11 protein-coding genes and 1 pseudogene are annotated in these 14,399 nt (G+C 70.4%); 8 read left to right on the forward strand and 4 right to left on the reverse strand.

The features are described 5' to 3' along the window. Positions 1-172: 172 nt before the first annotated feature. The 3 genes from JIX56_RS32220 to JIX56_RS32230 all read left to right on the forward strand — a co-directional run bounded on the left by JIX56_RS32220 (position 173) and on the right by JIX56_RS32230 (position 6,093). On the forward strand, positions 173-3,391 hold the full coding sequence (locus JIX56_RS32220; RefSeq protein WP_257545742.1) for a bifunctional cytochrome P450/NADPH--P450 reductase: 3,219 nt from the start codon (positions 173-175) through the stop codon (positions 3,389-3,391). A gap of 272 nt (positions 3,392-3,663) precedes the next feature. Further along, positions 3,664-4,914, forward strand: coding sequence for an MFS transporter (locus JIX56_RS32225; protein WP_257545744.1), 1,251 nt, complete (start codon positions 3,664-3,666; stop codon positions 4,912-4,914). Between the two features lie 117 nt (positions 4,915-5,031). Further along, positions 5,032-6,093, forward strand: a complete 1,062-nt coding sequence (locus tag JIX56_RS32230) for a zinc-binding dehydrogenase (RefSeq protein WP_257545746.1) — start codon at positions 5,032-5,034, stop codon at positions 6,091-6,093. Positions 6,094-6,327: 234 nt separating this feature from the next. Here the strand turns inward: JIX56_RS32230 and JIX56_RS32235 are convergent, their stop codons facing one another. Together JIX56_RS32235 and JIX56_RS32240 are read right to left on the reverse strand one after the other, a co-directional pair. Further along, a complete protein-coding gene (locus tag JIX56_RS32235; protein ID WP_257545747.1) occupies positions 6,328-6,951 on the reverse strand; it encodes a TetR/AcrR family transcriptional regulator in 624 nt (207 codons plus the stop codon). 207 nt (positions 6,952-7,158) lie between these two features. After that, a complete protein-coding gene (locus JIX56_RS32240) occupies positions 7,159-7,431 on the reverse strand; it encodes a hypothetical protein (protein WP_257545749.1) in 273 nt (90 codons plus the stop codon). Positions 7,432-8,157: 726 nt separating this feature from the next. Between JIX56_RS32240 and JIX56_RS32245 the strand changes: the two genes are divergently transcribed. From JIX56_RS32245 to JIX56_RS32255, 3 genes are all read left to right on the forward strand, one after another. After that, positions 8,158-9,258, forward strand: coding sequence for a fatty acid desaturase family protein (locus JIX56_RS32245; RefSeq protein WP_257545751.1), 1,101 nt, complete (start codon positions 8,158-8,160; stop codon positions 9,256-9,258). Between the two features lie 273 nt (positions 9,259-9,531). Next, positions 9,532-10,038 (forward strand): GtrA family protein, encoded by a 507-nt coding sequence (locus JIX56_RS32250; RefSeq protein WP_257545753.1) that lies wholly within the window; start codon positions 9,532-9,534, stop codon positions 10,036-10,038. A gap of 60 nt (positions 10,039-10,098) precedes the next feature. Beyond that, on the forward strand, positions 10,099-10,290 hold the full coding sequence (locus tag JIX56_RS32255) for a hypothetical protein (protein WP_257545755.1): 192 nt from the start codon (positions 10,099-10,101) through the stop codon (positions 10,288-10,290). A gap of 136 nt (positions 10,291-10,426) precedes the next feature. On the opposite strand, the pseudogene JIX56_RS32260 reads toward JIX56_RS32255, so the two are convergent. After that, a pseudogene (locus tag JIX56_RS32260) lies at positions 10,427-10,747 on the reverse strand (DUF418 domain-containing protein); the annotation flags it as partial. Between the two features lie 268 nt (positions 10,748-11,015). Between JIX56_RS32260 and JIX56_RS32265 the strand changes: the two are divergent. Continuing rightward, positions 11,016-11,666, forward strand: coding sequence for a TetR/AcrR family transcriptional regulator (locus tag JIX56_RS32265; protein WP_257545757.1), 651 nt, complete (start codon positions 11,016-11,018; stop codon positions 11,664-11,666). Between the two features lie 127 nt (positions 11,667-11,793). On the opposite strand, the gene JIX56_RS32270 is transcribed toward JIX56_RS32265, so the two are convergent. Next, the gene (locus JIX56_RS32270; RefSeq protein WP_257545759.1) at positions 11,794-12,420 is read right to left on the reverse strand and encodes a TetR family transcriptional regulator; all 627 of its coding nucleotides are present in this window, start codon (positions 12,418-12,420) and stop codon (positions 11,794-11,796) included. A gap of 179 nt (positions 12,421-12,599) precedes the next feature. On the opposite strand from JIX56_RS32270, the gene JIX56_RS32275 reads away from it, so the two are divergent. Beyond that, positions 12,600-14,240, forward strand: a complete 1,641-nt coding sequence (locus JIX56_RS32275; protein WP_257545760.1) for an MFS transporter — start codon at positions 12,600-12,602, stop codon at positions 14,238-14,240. The last annotated feature ends 159 nt before the right edge of the window (positions 14,241-14,399 follow it).

A 14,399-nucleotide genomic window follows, 5' to 3' on the forward strand; every position in this document is an offset into this window, starting at 1 on the left:
CGAGGCGCCCCACGGGTGACCTCGAACCTTCCACGGCTGCTCCTCGGGCAAAAGCTTTGTTCGTATGACCTTGTCGAGTAACGCTGTCGTACGATCTTGTCACTCGACAATGTCATCTGTATGTTTGGTCCCGCAGCCACCTCCGCACGGTCGATGACTGAAAGGCATGCTCATGAGCAACCCGCCGGTGTACGGAACCGAGCCCATCCCCGAGCGCCCTGCCCTGCCCCTGATCGGCCATGCCCTCGACATTCCGAGCGGAGCCGACGGCCTCATGCATGTGATGAAGGAGGCCAAGGAGTTGGGGCCGGTGTTCAAGCTTCGGGTCTTCGGCAACGAGATGAACTTCGTCTCCGGCCTCGATCTGGTCACCGAACTGTCTGACGAGACCCGGTTCGTCAAGAACGTTCACGCCGACCTCGTCCTCCTGAGGGGCATCGGCGGGGACGGGCTGTTCACCGCCTTCAACGACGAGCCGAACTGGCACAAGGCACACCACATCCTGATGCCGGCCTTCTCCCTGGGCGCGATGCGCGGCTACCACGCGACGATGCTCGAGGTCGCCCGGACCCTGATCGGCACATGGGACCGGGCGGCCGGACAGCGACCGGTGGATGTGGCCGCCGACATGACCCGGCTGACCTTCGACACGATCGGACTATGCGGCTTCGGCTACGACTTCGAGTCCTTCGCCCGCGAAGATCCGCACCCCTTCGTCACCGCCCTGTCAAGGGCACTGGACTACGCCCAGAAACGGGGCGAGTCCATTCCGGGTACAGAACTGTTCCAGCGGAAGAAGACCGAGCGGTTCCACGACGACGTCCAGGTGATGAAGGACCTGGTCGCAGGGCTGATCCGGCGGCGCCGGGCGGCGGGGGACGAGAGCACCGACGATCTCTTGGGGCGGATGCTGCACACACCTGACCCTGTGACGGGCGAGCTGCTGGACGACGAGCACATCGCCTACCAGGCGATTACCTTCATCATCGCCGGACACGAGACCACCAGCGGCGCCCTGTCGTTCGCCCTGTACTACCTGACCAAGCATCCGGAGGTGCTGGCCCGGGCACAGGCGGAGGTGGACGCCCTGTGGGGCGACGCGGAGTCACCGGAACCGCAGTACGGGGACATCGGAAAGCTGGCCTACATCCGCCAGGTACTCAACGAAAGCCTGCGATTGTGGCCGACCGCGCCCGGGTATGCCGTCGAGCCCGTAGAGGACACGGTCATCAGCGGCAAGTACGCCGTACGCAAGGGAGAGTCGCTCCAGGTACTGATCCCGGCCCTGCACCGTGACCCCGCATGGGGCGACAACGTCGAGCTGTTCGACCCGGACCGCTTCTCACCCGAACAGGAGGAGAGCCGTCCGGTTCACCTCTTCAAGCCTTTCGGTAACGGTGAACGTGCCTGCATCGGCCGTCAGTTCGCGTTGCACGAGGCGACGCTGGTACTGGCGATCGTGGTGCACCGTTACCGTCTGCTCGACCACACGAACTACCAGCTGAAGATCAAGTCGGCTCTTACCATCAAGCCCGACGAGTTCACCCTGAACCTGGCCCGGCGCAGCGGCAACGAGCGGCGCCTGCCGACCACCGTCGCTGTCGACAGCTCGCCCGCCGATCAGGCTCGGCCTTCCGCCCGGCGCGGGACCGGGACAGCCCTGACCGTTCTGCACGGCTCCAACCTGGGAACCTGCGCCGGCATCGCCCGCGATCTCGCGGCGGACGGCGATGAACACGGCTTCACCACCGCCGTCGCCTCTCTCGACGAATCGGTGGACGAACTGTCCTCCGCCGGGGGCCCTGTGGTGATCGTGGCCGCCTCCTACAACGGCAGGCCCACCGACGACGCCGCGGACTTCGTGCCGTGGCTCGAGGAGTTGGAGCCCGGTTCACTCGATGGTGTCCGGTACGCCGTGCTCGGTGTCGGTGACCGGAACTGGGCCGCCACCTATCAGCGCATACCCACCCTCATCGACGAGCGGCTGACCGCCGCGGGTGCCACCCCCCTGCTGGAGCGCGGTGCGGCGGACGCCGCCGGCGACTTCGCCGGCGCCGTCGACCGATGGACCGGCGACCTGTGGAGCGCCCTGCTCGAGAAGTACGGCACCGAAGCGGCCGGCGGCTCCGAGACGGCCGACGAGCCGGACACCGACCAGGGGCTGTACGAGCTCCACGACGCGTCGGAGTCGGTCACCGGCCCACTCGCCGACCGGCACGGCGTACAGCCGATGGAGGTGCTGGACGCGTACGAACTGGTCGACATGGACCACCCGCTCGGCCGCTCCAAGCGTTTCCTCAAACTGCGGCTGCCCGCAGGCGTCACCTACCGCACCGGCGACCACATCGCCGTCCTCCCGCGCAACCCTGACGCCCTCGCGCGGCGGGTGGCCGACCGGTTCGGCCTCGACCTGGACCGCACCGTCCGGCTGCGCACGCGCCGCCGCAGCCGGGGCGCCCTGCCCGTCGACCGTCCGCTGACGCTGCGCCGCCTGCTGACCGACTTCGTCGAGCTGCAGGATCCCGCCACCCGGGAGCAGGTCGCCGTACTGGCCGAGCACACCGCCTGCCCCCCTGAGCAGCGCCCCCTCGCGGAACTCGCCGCCGCGCAGCCGGACGCCTTCCGCGAGCAGGTCACCGATGGCGGACGCAGTGTCCTGAGCCTGCTGGAGCAGTACCGCGCCTGCGAACTGCCCTTCGAACGGTTCCTGGAGATGCTGCCGGTCCAGCGTCCGCGCCACTACTCCATCTCCTCGTCGGCCTCGGCCTCGCCCGGCGAGGTGGACCTGATGGTGTCCCAGCTCGCCGCGCCGCACCGCAGCGGCCAGGGCACGTTCTACGGCATCGCGTCGAACCACCTGCAGACCATCGAGGCCGGGGACATCGTCCAGGCGCGGGTGCTGCCCTGCGGCGACGCCTTCCGCCTGCCGAAGGACCCCTCCACCCCGGTCGTCCTGGTCAGCGCCGGCACCGGAGTGGCACCGTTCCGCGGCGCTGTACTCGACCGCCTGCACGCCGGCTCCACCGGTACCGTGCTGTGCTACTTCGGCTGCGACCACCCCGACGTCGACTACCTGCACCGCGACGAATTCGAAGCGGCGCAGAAGGCCGGGGCTGTCAGCATGCGGCCCACCTTCAGCCAGGCACCCGAGGACGGTGCGCTCTTCGTCCAGCACCGGATCGCCAAGGAGAGCGCCGAGATCTGGGCGGCGCTGGAGGCAGGGGGCCGCGTCTACATCTGCGGCGACGGCCGCCGCATGGCCCCTGCCGTCCGCGAGGCCTTCAAGGCCGTCTACCGGGAGCGCACCGGCGCGGGCGAGGACGAGGCCACCGCATGGCTGGACGCCCTGACCGAATCCGGCCACTACGTCGAGGACGTCTGGGCCGGCTGATCCGGTCGGCACGCACGCCTCAGCCTCTTGCGATGCCCGTCCCCTGCCAGGCCGCACGCCTCAGCCTCTTGCGATGCCCGTCCCTTGCCAGGCCGCACGCCTCAGCCTCTTGCGATGCCCGTCCCTTGCCGGTCACGGGCACCGCCTGCCCCTCCCGTGGCCCCGATCGGGGGCACCACCCCATCCTTAACGAGGTTTCCGATGACCGTTGTTTCCCCGGCCCTCCGTGAGCGGCCCGGCCGCCGTACGGAGTGCTCCGAGCGAGGTGTCCGGTGAAGGCCGGCGGCGGGACCGCCCTGACGTTCAAGGTGGCGGCGGCTCTCGTCATCGGGGTGACGCTCGGCAACGCCGGCGCGAACGTCATGCCCGTCTTCGTGGACGACTTCACCGCTCGCTTCGACATGTCGGAGTCCAGTGCCGGACTCGTGGCGGCGGCGCAGTTGATGGCGACCGCGGTCGTCACACTCCTGCTGGCCGCCCGGGCCGCGCGGCCCGGCCGTGCCGGAATGGCCCGCACAGGTCTGGGCGTCGCCGCCCTGGGGTGCCTGGCGTCCGCAGCCGCCTTCGACCCGATGACGCTGATCCTGGCCAGTCTGCTCCTGGGCGCCGGGCTGGGGGCGGTCTACGCGTCCGCGACGGCCGCCCTCGCCGCGACCGACGACGCCGACAAGGCGTCCGCGGTCACGGTCTCCGGGACCGTGTGCCTGACGGCGTTGCTGATCATGTCTGTCCAGGTCCTGAACGACTCCGTGGGCGAGGGACTGGGTTTCGTCCTGCTGGCGCTGTGCTGCCTGCCTGCCTGGTTCCTGGTGGGTTGCCTTCCCGACAACCCGGGCACGCGGCAGCAGGCCGATGTCCCGAGTGGAGCGGTCGCGTCCCCGCGGCCCGGTCCGTCGTGGGTGCTGCTCGGCGGTACGGCGCTGCTGTGGGCGGTGACCCAGGGCGCATGGGCCTACGCATCCGTCCTCGGCCGGGAGCACACCGGCATGTCCGGCACGGTGGTCGCCGCGGTCCTGGCCGTCTCCAGCGTCGTGGCGCTGGCCGGAGCCGTGGTGGGACCGCCTGCCGCGCGCACGTTCGGCAGGATGCCCTCGATGGCCGGCTTCGTCGCCGTGCAGGCGGTGGCGATGGGGGTGCTCGTCATCGCCACGGAGCCGGTGCTGTTCATCATCGCGGCGGTCGTCTGGCAGGCCTGCCACCTGGCCGTCCTGGTGCAGATGATGGCAGCCGCCGCGGTGCTCGACCCCTCCGGACGGCTGGTGGCCTCGCTCAGCGGAGCCGGAGCTCTGGGGACCGGACTCGGCCCGCTGGCCGTCGGCGTGATCCTGGACGCCGCGGGCGCCGTTCCCTTGGGCATCGCCCTCGCGTTGGGCACGTTCGTCGCCTCCCTCCCCCTGCTGAAGATGACATGGGCCAGTGCTGAGGCTGCCCAGGCAGCCGACCGCGGAGCACCCGGGACGACCGAGGCCGGGACGACCGAGGCCGGGCCGGCCTCGGCGCCTGCTGAGCGAGCCACCCCATGACCTCGGCCGACCGTGTCGGCAGCGGGCTCGTCACCGCGGCGTGAGCCGCCCGGGCGCCGCGAACCGACCGACCCTCTCATCGACCCAACCCACCATCACCGAACTGAGGTTCTCGCCATGCGCACGATGCTCGCCGGACGCCTTCACCTGGACACCCGGACATTCGCCGTCGAAGAGGTCCCCGTACCGACCCCTGGCCCGGGAGAGGTACTGATCAAGGTCAAGGCGGCCGGAGTCTGCCTGTCCGACGTTCACCTCATCGACGGCAGCATCGCCCCCGCCGTCCCGGTCGACGCGGTCGCCCGCTCGCGGGCGGTCACCCTCGGGCACGAGGTGGCGGGTGTGATTCACGGCCTCGGCCCGGACCTGCGGGGCGACTGGTCCCCCGGCATGCGCGTCGCCCTGCAGGCCGGACAGGCCTGCGGAGAGTGCGGCCACTGCATGCGCCGCTCCCCGTGTCAGCAGCCGGTCACCCGCGGTGTCGACTACGACGGCGGCTGGGCCGAGTACGCCATCGCGCGGGAGGACACGCTCGCCCCGATCCCCGACCATCTGCCGTTCGACCAGGCGGCCATCATCCCCGACGCGGTCTCCACCCCGTACGCCGCCATCGTGGAGACCGGCGCGGTCCGCCCGGCGCAGGCCGTCGGCATCTGGGGCGCGGGCGGCCTGGGCGTGCACGGCATCCGCCTGGCCCGCTTGGTCGGCGCGGCACCCGTCATCGCCATCGACCCGCTGCCGCAGGCCCGAGAGCGCGCCCTCGCCTTCGGTGCGGACTTCGCGCTCGACCCGGCCGCCCCGGACTTCGCCGAGGCCGTGGGCCGAGCCACCCGCGGCCGGGGCGTGGACGTGGCGCTCGACTTCGCCGGCGTTCCCGCGGTCCGCGAACAGGCCGCCAGTGTCCTCGGGGCCGGTGGGGTCCTCGTGCTGGCGGGGCTTCACCCTGCTCCGATCACCGTCACCGACAGCATGGGCTTCAGCTACCGCTCCCACCAGATCCGTGGCCACTACGGCTCCGGACCCGAACACGTGACCCAGCTCATCGACCTGGCGTCGGCCGGCCGCCTCGACCTCGCACCCTCCGTCACCGACCACATCCCGCTGGCCCACGCCGCCGACGCCGTGGCACGGCTGGAGCAGAAGGTCGGCGACCCGATCCGCCTCGTGCTCACCCCCTGAACCCCATTCAGGAGCCCTGCATCACAGCCCGGCAATGAGCCGCCCCCGCCGCGGGGGCGGCTCTCATCCGTACGGACGGGCCTGCTGCCCGTCCGTACGGCAGTACTCCCGTGAACCCGGCATCGGACCCGCGTCGTGCCGGGTCCTACATCGACCCTGACTGCCACCCGCCGTATCGCACCACCGAGGCCACAGGCCGGCGCGCTCGTCCCGTAGGAGAGGGCCCGGCCGTCGTCAGTTCGCGGGTACGGACACCAGGTCCAGCCTGCCGCCGGCCATGGCCACCACGGCGGACACGAAGGCCTGGAGGCAGGTGTGCTCGGCCTCCTCGTCGGGGTGGGTGAGGCGTTGCATGGTGAGTCCGTCGAAGCCGGCGAGGAAGAACCGCGCGATCGTTTCCGCGGGCTGGGCGAGGGGCTGGCCGGTGCGCTCGGCCGCCTCCGCCACCAGCCTTGCCGTCACCTCGGTCACGCCCTGGTAGTGGCTCTGCAGGGCCTCGCTCAGGGCGGGGGAGCGGAGTGCGAACATGCTCAGTTCCGTGAGGAGCTGATGGCTGGCGGGCTGCTCACGCACCGTTCGCCACAGGGCGGCGGCCAGGGCGCCGGCCGTCTCCTCGAATCCGGCGTCGGCCGGCGCGGCCTGCTCGACCTGGGTGATCAGATCCTGAGTGAGCTGCTCCATGACGGCGCGGTACAGCCCTTCCTTCGTGCCGAAGGTGTAGTGCACCGTGGCCTGGGCCACCCCCAACTCGGCGGCGATGGCACGGGTACTCCCGGCCGCGACTCCTTCCCTCGTCATGAAGTCGATGGCCGCTTTGATCAGTTGAGGGCGGCGTTCGGCCGCGGAAACGTGAGCCATGACTGCATGATACCGACTGAGTCTCATGAACAAGTCGTCCGAGCAAGTCCTGATTCCGCAAGCTGTACAGCCCCGCGGTTCTCGCCGGCGAACGCGACCGGGAGGCTCTGCGGGAGATGGCCGCCCATGGCTTCCAGATCCGGATCGCCACGGCCCCACTGCCGCAGGGCACCGTCATCCTCGACGGGCGGACCCGTTCGCCACGGATCAGGAGCCGTCGGCCCCGTGCCTGCGTACGCGCTCAGCCAGCGGGAGGGGTGTCTCGTCCAGACCGTCGACCGACCCGCTCGCCATGCGCGCGCACGTGCCCTGGCAGGCGAGCAGTTGCTTGTCGTGGCGGTGGGAGACCACCACGACCTCCGGATCGGGGGCGTTCCGGTAGTCGGTGCCGCACATGAGGCAGGCCAGCCCGGAGAGCATTTCCGGGGTGGGTTCGGGGCGGCCGCGGCGGCGGCTGGAGATCGAGTCCTGTGAATACATGTGTCCGCATCCTCTTGATCGGTTCAGGGCCGTGCTCATCGGTTCGGAGCCGTGCTCATCGGTTCGGAGCCGTGCTGATCGGTTCGGAGCCGTGCTGATCGGGTCGGGCGTACTGATCGGTAGCCAGGAAATCCGCTACCTCGCTGCGCGGGACCGGATACGGAAGATGGCGTGGCAGTACAAGCCAGGGGGCATGGCGCGGCTCTTCTCCGGCCGGATCCGATGCGCGCCGGCCTGTGCCGTTCTCCGAGGGCGACGCCGAAACGGGTGACGGCGTGCGAGGTGCGCTCGGTGCCGCAACCGTACTCCCCTCCGAACCCCACATGCGCCGGGTCCGGACTCCGGAACCGCCCACCCGCCGGGCGCGTCACCGAGCCCTTCCCGGCCCAGGTGGGAACATTCCCGGCGCACCGGACGTTCTAGCGAGTGGTTGTGGTTGAAGTTTGCGAACGTGGAAGCGCCCGCGGAGTTCTGACAGCGGGCGTTTTGTCGTTTCGGGGGTCTTCTCCGACCGCCGGCGACCAACAGCCCGGGATCGCGCGATCGATCTTCGTCCACCACTCGGCTCTGAGGACGTCTCGTCAAGACAGGCCCGTATCGCGGGCCTGTCTCGTGCTGCATCCGTCTGTTTCCGTACGGACCTCCCGCGTCCGGCGCCCTGCCCCTGCGTCCGGCGCCCTGCCCCGCGCCGGTGGTACCGGTCCCGCACATCCCGAAAGGAAAACCGTGAGCAGTGACATCATCAACCTGGGCACCGATCCGACGGCCCAGGTCGCCGAGACGACGAACCCCCCTCCCGGAACCCGGGGCAGCGACTACGCCGCGCTCTCCCGTGAGGTGAAGCGGAGCGGGCTGCTGAAGCGGCGGCCGGGCTACTACTCCGTCAAGGTCGGCGCGAACCTCCTCCTGCTGGCCGCCGGCTGGACCGCGTTCGCCCTGATCGGGGAGTCGTGGTGGCAGCTGCTGACCGCCGCCTTCCTCGCCGTGATGTTCACCCAGACCGGATTCATCGGGCACGACGCGGGACACCACCAGATCGCCGGTTCCAAGCGCGTCAACAACCTGCTCGGCCGCGTGCACGCCGACCTGCTGATCGGCCTCAGTTACGGCTGGTGGATCGCCAAGCACAACCGGCACCACTCCCACCCGAACCACGTCGACCGCGACCCCGACATCGCCGACGGCGCGATCGCCTTCACCGAGGACCACGCCCGCGTCCGCAGCGGGGCGTACGCATGGCTGGCCCGTCACCAGGCCTGGCTGTTCTTCCCGATGCTGCTGCTGGAAGGACTCGCCCTGCACGTCGCCGGCGTACGGGCACTGCTCGACCGCACCGGCACGGCGACCTCGCGGACGACCAAGGTGGCCGAGGCGGGTCTGCTGACGGCGCATCTCGGCGGCTATCTCGCCGCATTGTTCCTGGTCCTGACTCCCGTGCAGGCAGTCGTCTTCCTCGTCGTGCACCAAGGTCTGTTCGGCCTGTACATGGGGTGCTCGTTCGCCCCGAACCACAAGGGCATGGCCCTGTTCGGCAAGGACGACAAGGTCGACTTCCTGCGTCGGCAGGTACTGACGTCACGCAACATCCGCGGTCACCGACTCACCGACTTCGCGCTCGGCGGGCTCAACTACCAGATCGAGCACCATCTGTTCCCCTCCATGCCGCGGCCCAGCCTGCGCCATGCGCAGGAACTCGTGCGCGCCTACTGTGCCCGGCACGGCATCGCGTACCACGAGACCGGGCTCTTCGACTCCTACGTCCAGGTACTGCGGCACCTCCACACGGTAGGCGGCCCGCTGCGCCTGCGCCCCGAGCTGGAGTACTGATCACCCCGCCGTTCGAGTCGCCGATTCGGCCGCGTGCCGGGGCACCGGACCTCGCACGCTGCGGGCCGGGACGGCGCTGAGAAAGCTCAGCCGTCGATCATTGGTGGCTCACAGAACTCTCATCAACTTCCGCGACGGTGATCCTGTCACCGAAAACGGAGAGAGCAGATGGTGGGACACCGACCAAGCGGAAGAACTGCGTTGGAGGCGATGCGACGCGGGACGGCCGCCCGGACGAGGAGAGCGCCGCGTGTCGAGCAGGTGGAAGCCGGCATGGACGACGCATGCCGGCCACAGGCTGTTCCTGGTCCGCTCGGTGCCTTTTCCCGGTTCGTGCTGTGCGGCGGCGGTGTCGGGGTCGCCTCCAGTCTGGCCGTGGCGCTGCTGGCCGGGCTGGTTCCCTGGGTGGTGGCGAACGCGCTGATCACCGTCGCTTCCACCCTCCTCGCCACAGAGCTCCACGCCCGTTTCACTTTCGGGGCCGGGCGGCATGCCGGATGGCGCGAGCACGTGCAGTCCGCAGGGTCGGCCTCGGTCGCCTACGTGGTGACGTGCGCCGCGATGCTCGTACTGCAAGCGGTGCAGCCGTCGGCCGGGATGCTGCTCGAGCAGGCCGTCTACCTCGGCGCCGCCGCGCTCACCGGAATCGGACGTTTCCTGGTGCTACGCCTGTTCGTCTTCGCCGACGGCGGGACGTGGACCACGGCGCGGGCCAAGAGCCCGGCGCGGGTTCAGGAGGACGGCGGGACGCTGTCCTGGGCCATCCCGGTTCCGGCGTGAGCAGGGACGCGTGGGGGTGGTGATCTCCACGGTGCGGGAGGCCGCCGATGGCATGAACGCATGAACAAGGGCATCACGCTGTACGGCGGTGCCGTGCAGGGCGCGATGGAGTCGGCGGGCACGCTGTCGTTCGACGGTGAGGGCGCGGCGAAGGCCGATGGATCAGGCGACCTTGGCGCCGGACGTGATGGCGTTCCTGGAAGAGGCCCACAAGCGGGCGTACGAGGCGCGGGCGTCGGCCAGCAGTGGTGATCAGCCGCACGTTCGAGGGCGTGTCAACCTCTTCAGCCCCGGTGAGGAGGGCGGAGCTTGCGACGGCGGACCGGTGGGCGAACCGGTCAGGTGCCTCGGACGGCACCTGACCGCACCCTCCCGCCGCCTCTGCACCTCAGTTCCAGGTCACTCCCAGAGCTGCCGCGGCTTGCACGCCGGATACGCAGCCTGGTTCGTGGAATCCATTGGACTGCGCGACGAAGTGGCCCACGTAGGCCGTCAGGGACAGGGTGCCCACGGCGATGACCGGTTTGGCCAGGCGGCGTAGTCGCGGCAGGCGGTCCATCGCCACGGGCGCGCCCACGATCACGAGGATCGCGACTCCCACGCTGCCGATGATGTCCAACGTGGTGCCGCTGTGTGGCCCGGCCGTCAAGAGCATCGATGCCTGGGGCTCGAACGACCCGCCGTCGAGGGGCATCGACCCGGAGCCGCCGGACATCGTTCGTAGGCGTGGGGCACGTCTGCCGCCGTGACGAGCGGCAGTCACCCGAGCGCCCTGCTGAGCGGCGTCCGGACGAGAGCCGCGGCACGCACCAGAACCGACCTGGACGAGCCTGACGTCATGCGGGGCCCGGTGGCTCCGGTGCTGCGGCGGAGTCCTCTCGTGTCTGGTGCCGTCGTGCCAAAATGGGCCCTGGTGTTCGTTCCGTTCCGCTGTCCTCCGTACTGATCCTCCGTACTGATCCTCCGAGGGTGTCTCCGTGACCAAGTCCGTGGCCCGCGAGCCGTTGCGTCGTAATTCGCGGTCCAATCGGGCGCGCATCCTGGCCACGGCCCGTGAGGAGCTGGGGCGGAACCCCGACATCACGTTGGAGGAGCTGGCGCGGGCCGCCGGGGTCGTGCGGCGCACCCTCTTCGGGCATTTCCCGGGACGGGCGGCGCTGCTGGAAGCCCTTGCCGTGGAGGCCGCCGAGACGCTGCGGAGCACCGTGGCGGCCGGGCCGGAGCCGGGGGAGCCGGCCGAGCGGGCGCTGGCGCAGTTCGTGTTCACCATGTGGCCCGTCGGGGACCGCTACCGGATGCTCCTGGCGCTGGCCCGGCGGGACCTGGGCGCCGAGCGGGTGGCCGAGGTGCTGGCGCCGGCCCGTGAGGCGGTCGCGGGCATCCTGGAGCGGGGCCAGCAAGACGGTGTCTTCCACTCCCATCTGCCGCCCGCCGTACTGAGCGCCGGGCTGGAGGCGATGCACGTCACCCTCCTGGAGGCCGTCAACACCGGGGCGTTGGAGGACGACGGCGGGCACCGGATCGCCGTGACCACCCTCATCGCGGCCGGTGTGCCCGAGAAGCGGGCGGATGCCGTGGTCGAGAAGGTAGCGACGGAGATGCGCGCGGCCCGGGCCGACGAGGCCTGACCCGGCGTCCCGTACCCGTACCCGTACGCATAGTCGAACTCGGGGCTTCCAGGGCTGACGAGACATCGGCGACCGCGAACTACTGGGAAATTCGGGGGTTTCAGAGGGTTCGGGGGTTTCGGCGGGGCTACGGGGGCGACCCGGTCCCGCGTAGGTGGCGGACCTTCGCGGCGGCCGTGTCGGGGGTGACCCCGGCGGCGATCAGGGCGGCGGTGGCGGCGCTGGTGCCGTCGTCGGACCAGATGCCGTGGTTGACGCAGTCGAGCAGGGTCAGCAGCTGGGCCTCGATGGCGCGGCTGAGCGGGGCCGGCGGGACCGTGGTCTGGAAGACGCCCTGCCGCTGACCGCGGGTGAGGACCCTCGTGACCCATTCGCGGGCCGGGGCCAGCAGTTCGTTGACACGGTCGGGGCCGAGATCCTGGCGGGCCAGCCGGATGAGGGTGCGGTAGCGGTCGCCGACCGCCCACATGGTGAGGACGAAGCGCGCCAGGTCGTTCGTGGCGTCGGGCGCCGGGGTGAGGATGCCCGTGACCGCGAGCCGGATCGCCTCCGCGGCCTCCGCGGCCAGGCCGTCGACGAGCGCGGCCCGGCCGGCGAAGTGGACGTAGACGGTGCGCCGGGCCACTCCGGCGGCTGCGGCGATGTCGGCGAGACGGCTGTCGGGGTCCCGGGTCAGCTCCCGCCGGGCCGCCTCCAGGATCCGGGCGCGGGTGGCGCGCGCGTCACGGCGCTGCGCCGCGTATGGCATCGGCATCGGCGTTGGTGCTGGTGCTGGTGCTGGTGCTGGTCGGCTGGTCACATCGGCACCTCGGGTCGGGGCGAGGGAAGGGGGTCATTGCGATAGTTGCACGTCGGTGGGCAATAAACTAGTCTGCACATCGATGAGCAATTAAGTGGTTTCGCTCGTCCTACCCGTCCCTTTAGGAGCTTCCGATGCCCTTCCTCGCGAACACCCCCGTGGAGAAGATGACCGGGCCGTACATACGGCGCTGGTGGGCGCTGCTCGTGCTGTGCCTGAGCCTGCTGATCGTGGTGATGGCGAACACCTCACTGATCGTGGCCGCCCCCGACATGACCACCGACCTGGGCCTGAGCAGCAGCGATCTGCAGTGGGTCGTCGACGGCTACACCGTTCCGTACGCCGCGCTGATGCTGGTGCTGGGCTCGATCGGCGACAAGTACAGCCGACGCGGAGCGCTGATCGCCGGTCTGGTGATCTTCGCGGCCGGTTCGGTGATGGGCAGTCTGGTCGACGAGACGTCGATGGTCATCGCGGCCCGCGCGATCATGGGTGTCGGCGCCGCCGTCGTGATGCCGGCCACGTTGTCGCTGCTGGTCGCGACCTTCCCACGGAGCGAGCGGGTCAAGGCCATCACCGCCTGGACCGCGACCTCGGGGCTGGCCATCGCCGTCGGCCCGCTGGTGGCCGGCTGGCTGCTGGAGGACCACGCCTGGGGCTCGACCTTCCTGATCAACGTGCCCATCGCCGTCGTCACCGTCGTCGGCGCCCTCGTCCTGGTGCCGCCGTCCAGGGCGGAGGGCATGGGCCGGATCGACTACGTGGGCGGCCTGCTGTCGATCGTCTCCGTGGGTTCACTGGTGTACGCGGCCATCGAGGGCCCGCACTTCGGGTGGGGCGTCGGCCCGGTCACCGCGGCCGTGGTCGCCGGTGTCGGCCTGATCGCCTTCGTGGCCTGGGAACTGCGTCACCCGCACCCGATGCTGGATGTGCGCAAGTTCGCGCTGCGGCCCTTCAGCGGTTCGATGCTCGCGGTGCTGTTCTTCTTCTTCGGCACGTTCGGCGCGATCTACTACTCCACGCAGTTCTTGCAGTTCGTCCTGGGCTACGACGCGCTGGACACGGGTGTACGGCTGCTGCCGCTGGCCGGTGCCGTCTTCCTCGGGGCCGTGGTGACCGGGAAGCTGACCCCGAAGCTGGGTGTGAAGGCCATGGTCGTGACCGGCATGGTCATCGGCACCGCGGGCGTGTTCCTGCTCACGGGGATCGAGTCGGGTTCCACCTACACCGACTTCCTGGCGCCGATGATGATGCTGGGCTTCGCGATCGGGCTGAGCGTCTCTCCGGCCACCGACACGATCATGGACTCCTTCCCCGAGTCCGAGCTGGGCGTCGGTGGTGGTGCCAACGACACCGCGCTGGAGCTGGGCGGCGCCCTGGGAATCGCGGTGCTGGGCTCCCTGCTGGGGACGGCCTACCGGGACGAGCTGTCCGACCTGGTGGGCAACCGGCTTCCGGCCGCGGCGATGGAAACGGCCGAGGACTCCGTCGGTGGTGGGCTGGCCGTCGCCGAGCGCATCGCCCAGGATCCGTCCGCCGGGCCGCAGCAGGCGCAGGCCGTCGTGGACGCCGTCCACCAGGCCTTCGCCCATGGTGTCGCCCAGACCAGCCTCATCGGGGGGATCATCATGGCCGCCGGGACGGTGATCGTTCTCGCGGTGCTGCCGGGGCGGTGGGGGTTCGGCAAGAAGGCGGGTGCGCCGAAGGCGGAGGCCGAGGCCGAGGCCGCGGCTGACGCGGGGCGGGTGGAGGAGCGCGCCGGGTCCGTTCGGTAGCGGCACGCGGCCGGCCCAGGAGCTCGGCTGGTGGCTCTGGTGGGCGCGTGCGGGTTGTGTGTGGCTGGTCGCGCCCACGCGGCGGAGCCGCATATCGAGACAGCCCCGCGCCCCTTCGGGGCGCTTCGGTCAGCCGGGGGTCACCGGGCCCACCGCGCC

Origin of the sequence: Streptomyces sp. CA-210063, from assembly GCF_024612015.1 — a bacterium.
Lineage (GTDB): Bacteria > Actinomycetota > Actinomycetes > Streptomycetales > Streptomycetaceae > Streptomyces.

Excerpts from the sequence above, each read along its gene's own strand:
- JIX56_RS32230 (WP_257545746.1), top strand. The coding sequence starts at position 5,032 with ATGCGCACGATGCTCGCCGGACGCCTTCACCTGGACACCCGGACATTC.
- JIX56_RS32270 (WP_257545759.1), bottom strand. The coding sequence starts at position 12,420 with ATGCCGATGCCATACGCGGCGCAGCGCCGTGACGCGCGCGCCACCCGC.
- JIX56_RS32240 (WP_257545749.1), bottom strand. The coding sequence starts at position 7,431 with ATGTATTCACAGGACTCGATCTCCAGCCGCCGCCGCGGCCGCCCCGAA.
- JIX56_RS32275 (WP_257545760.1), top strand. The coding sequence starts at position 12,600 with ATGCCCTTCCTCGCGAACACCCCCGTGGAGAAGATGACCGGGCCGTAC.
- JIX56_RS32220 (WP_257545742.1), top strand. The coding sequence starts at position 173 with ATGAGCAACCCGCCGGTGTACGGAACCGAGCCCATCCCCGAGCGCCCT.
- JIX56_RS32255 (WP_257545755.1), top strand. The coding sequence starts at position 10,099 with ATGAACAAGGGCATCACGCTGTACGGCGGTGCCGTGCAGGGCGCGATG.
- JIX56_RS32250 (WP_257545753.1), top strand. The coding sequence starts at position 9,532 with ATGGACGACGCATGCCGGCCACAGGCTGTTCCTGGTCCGCTCGGTGCC.
- JIX56_RS32235 (WP_257545747.1), bottom strand. The coding sequence starts at position 6,951 with ATGGCTCACGTTTCCGCGGCCGAACGCCGCCCTCAACTGATCAAAGCG.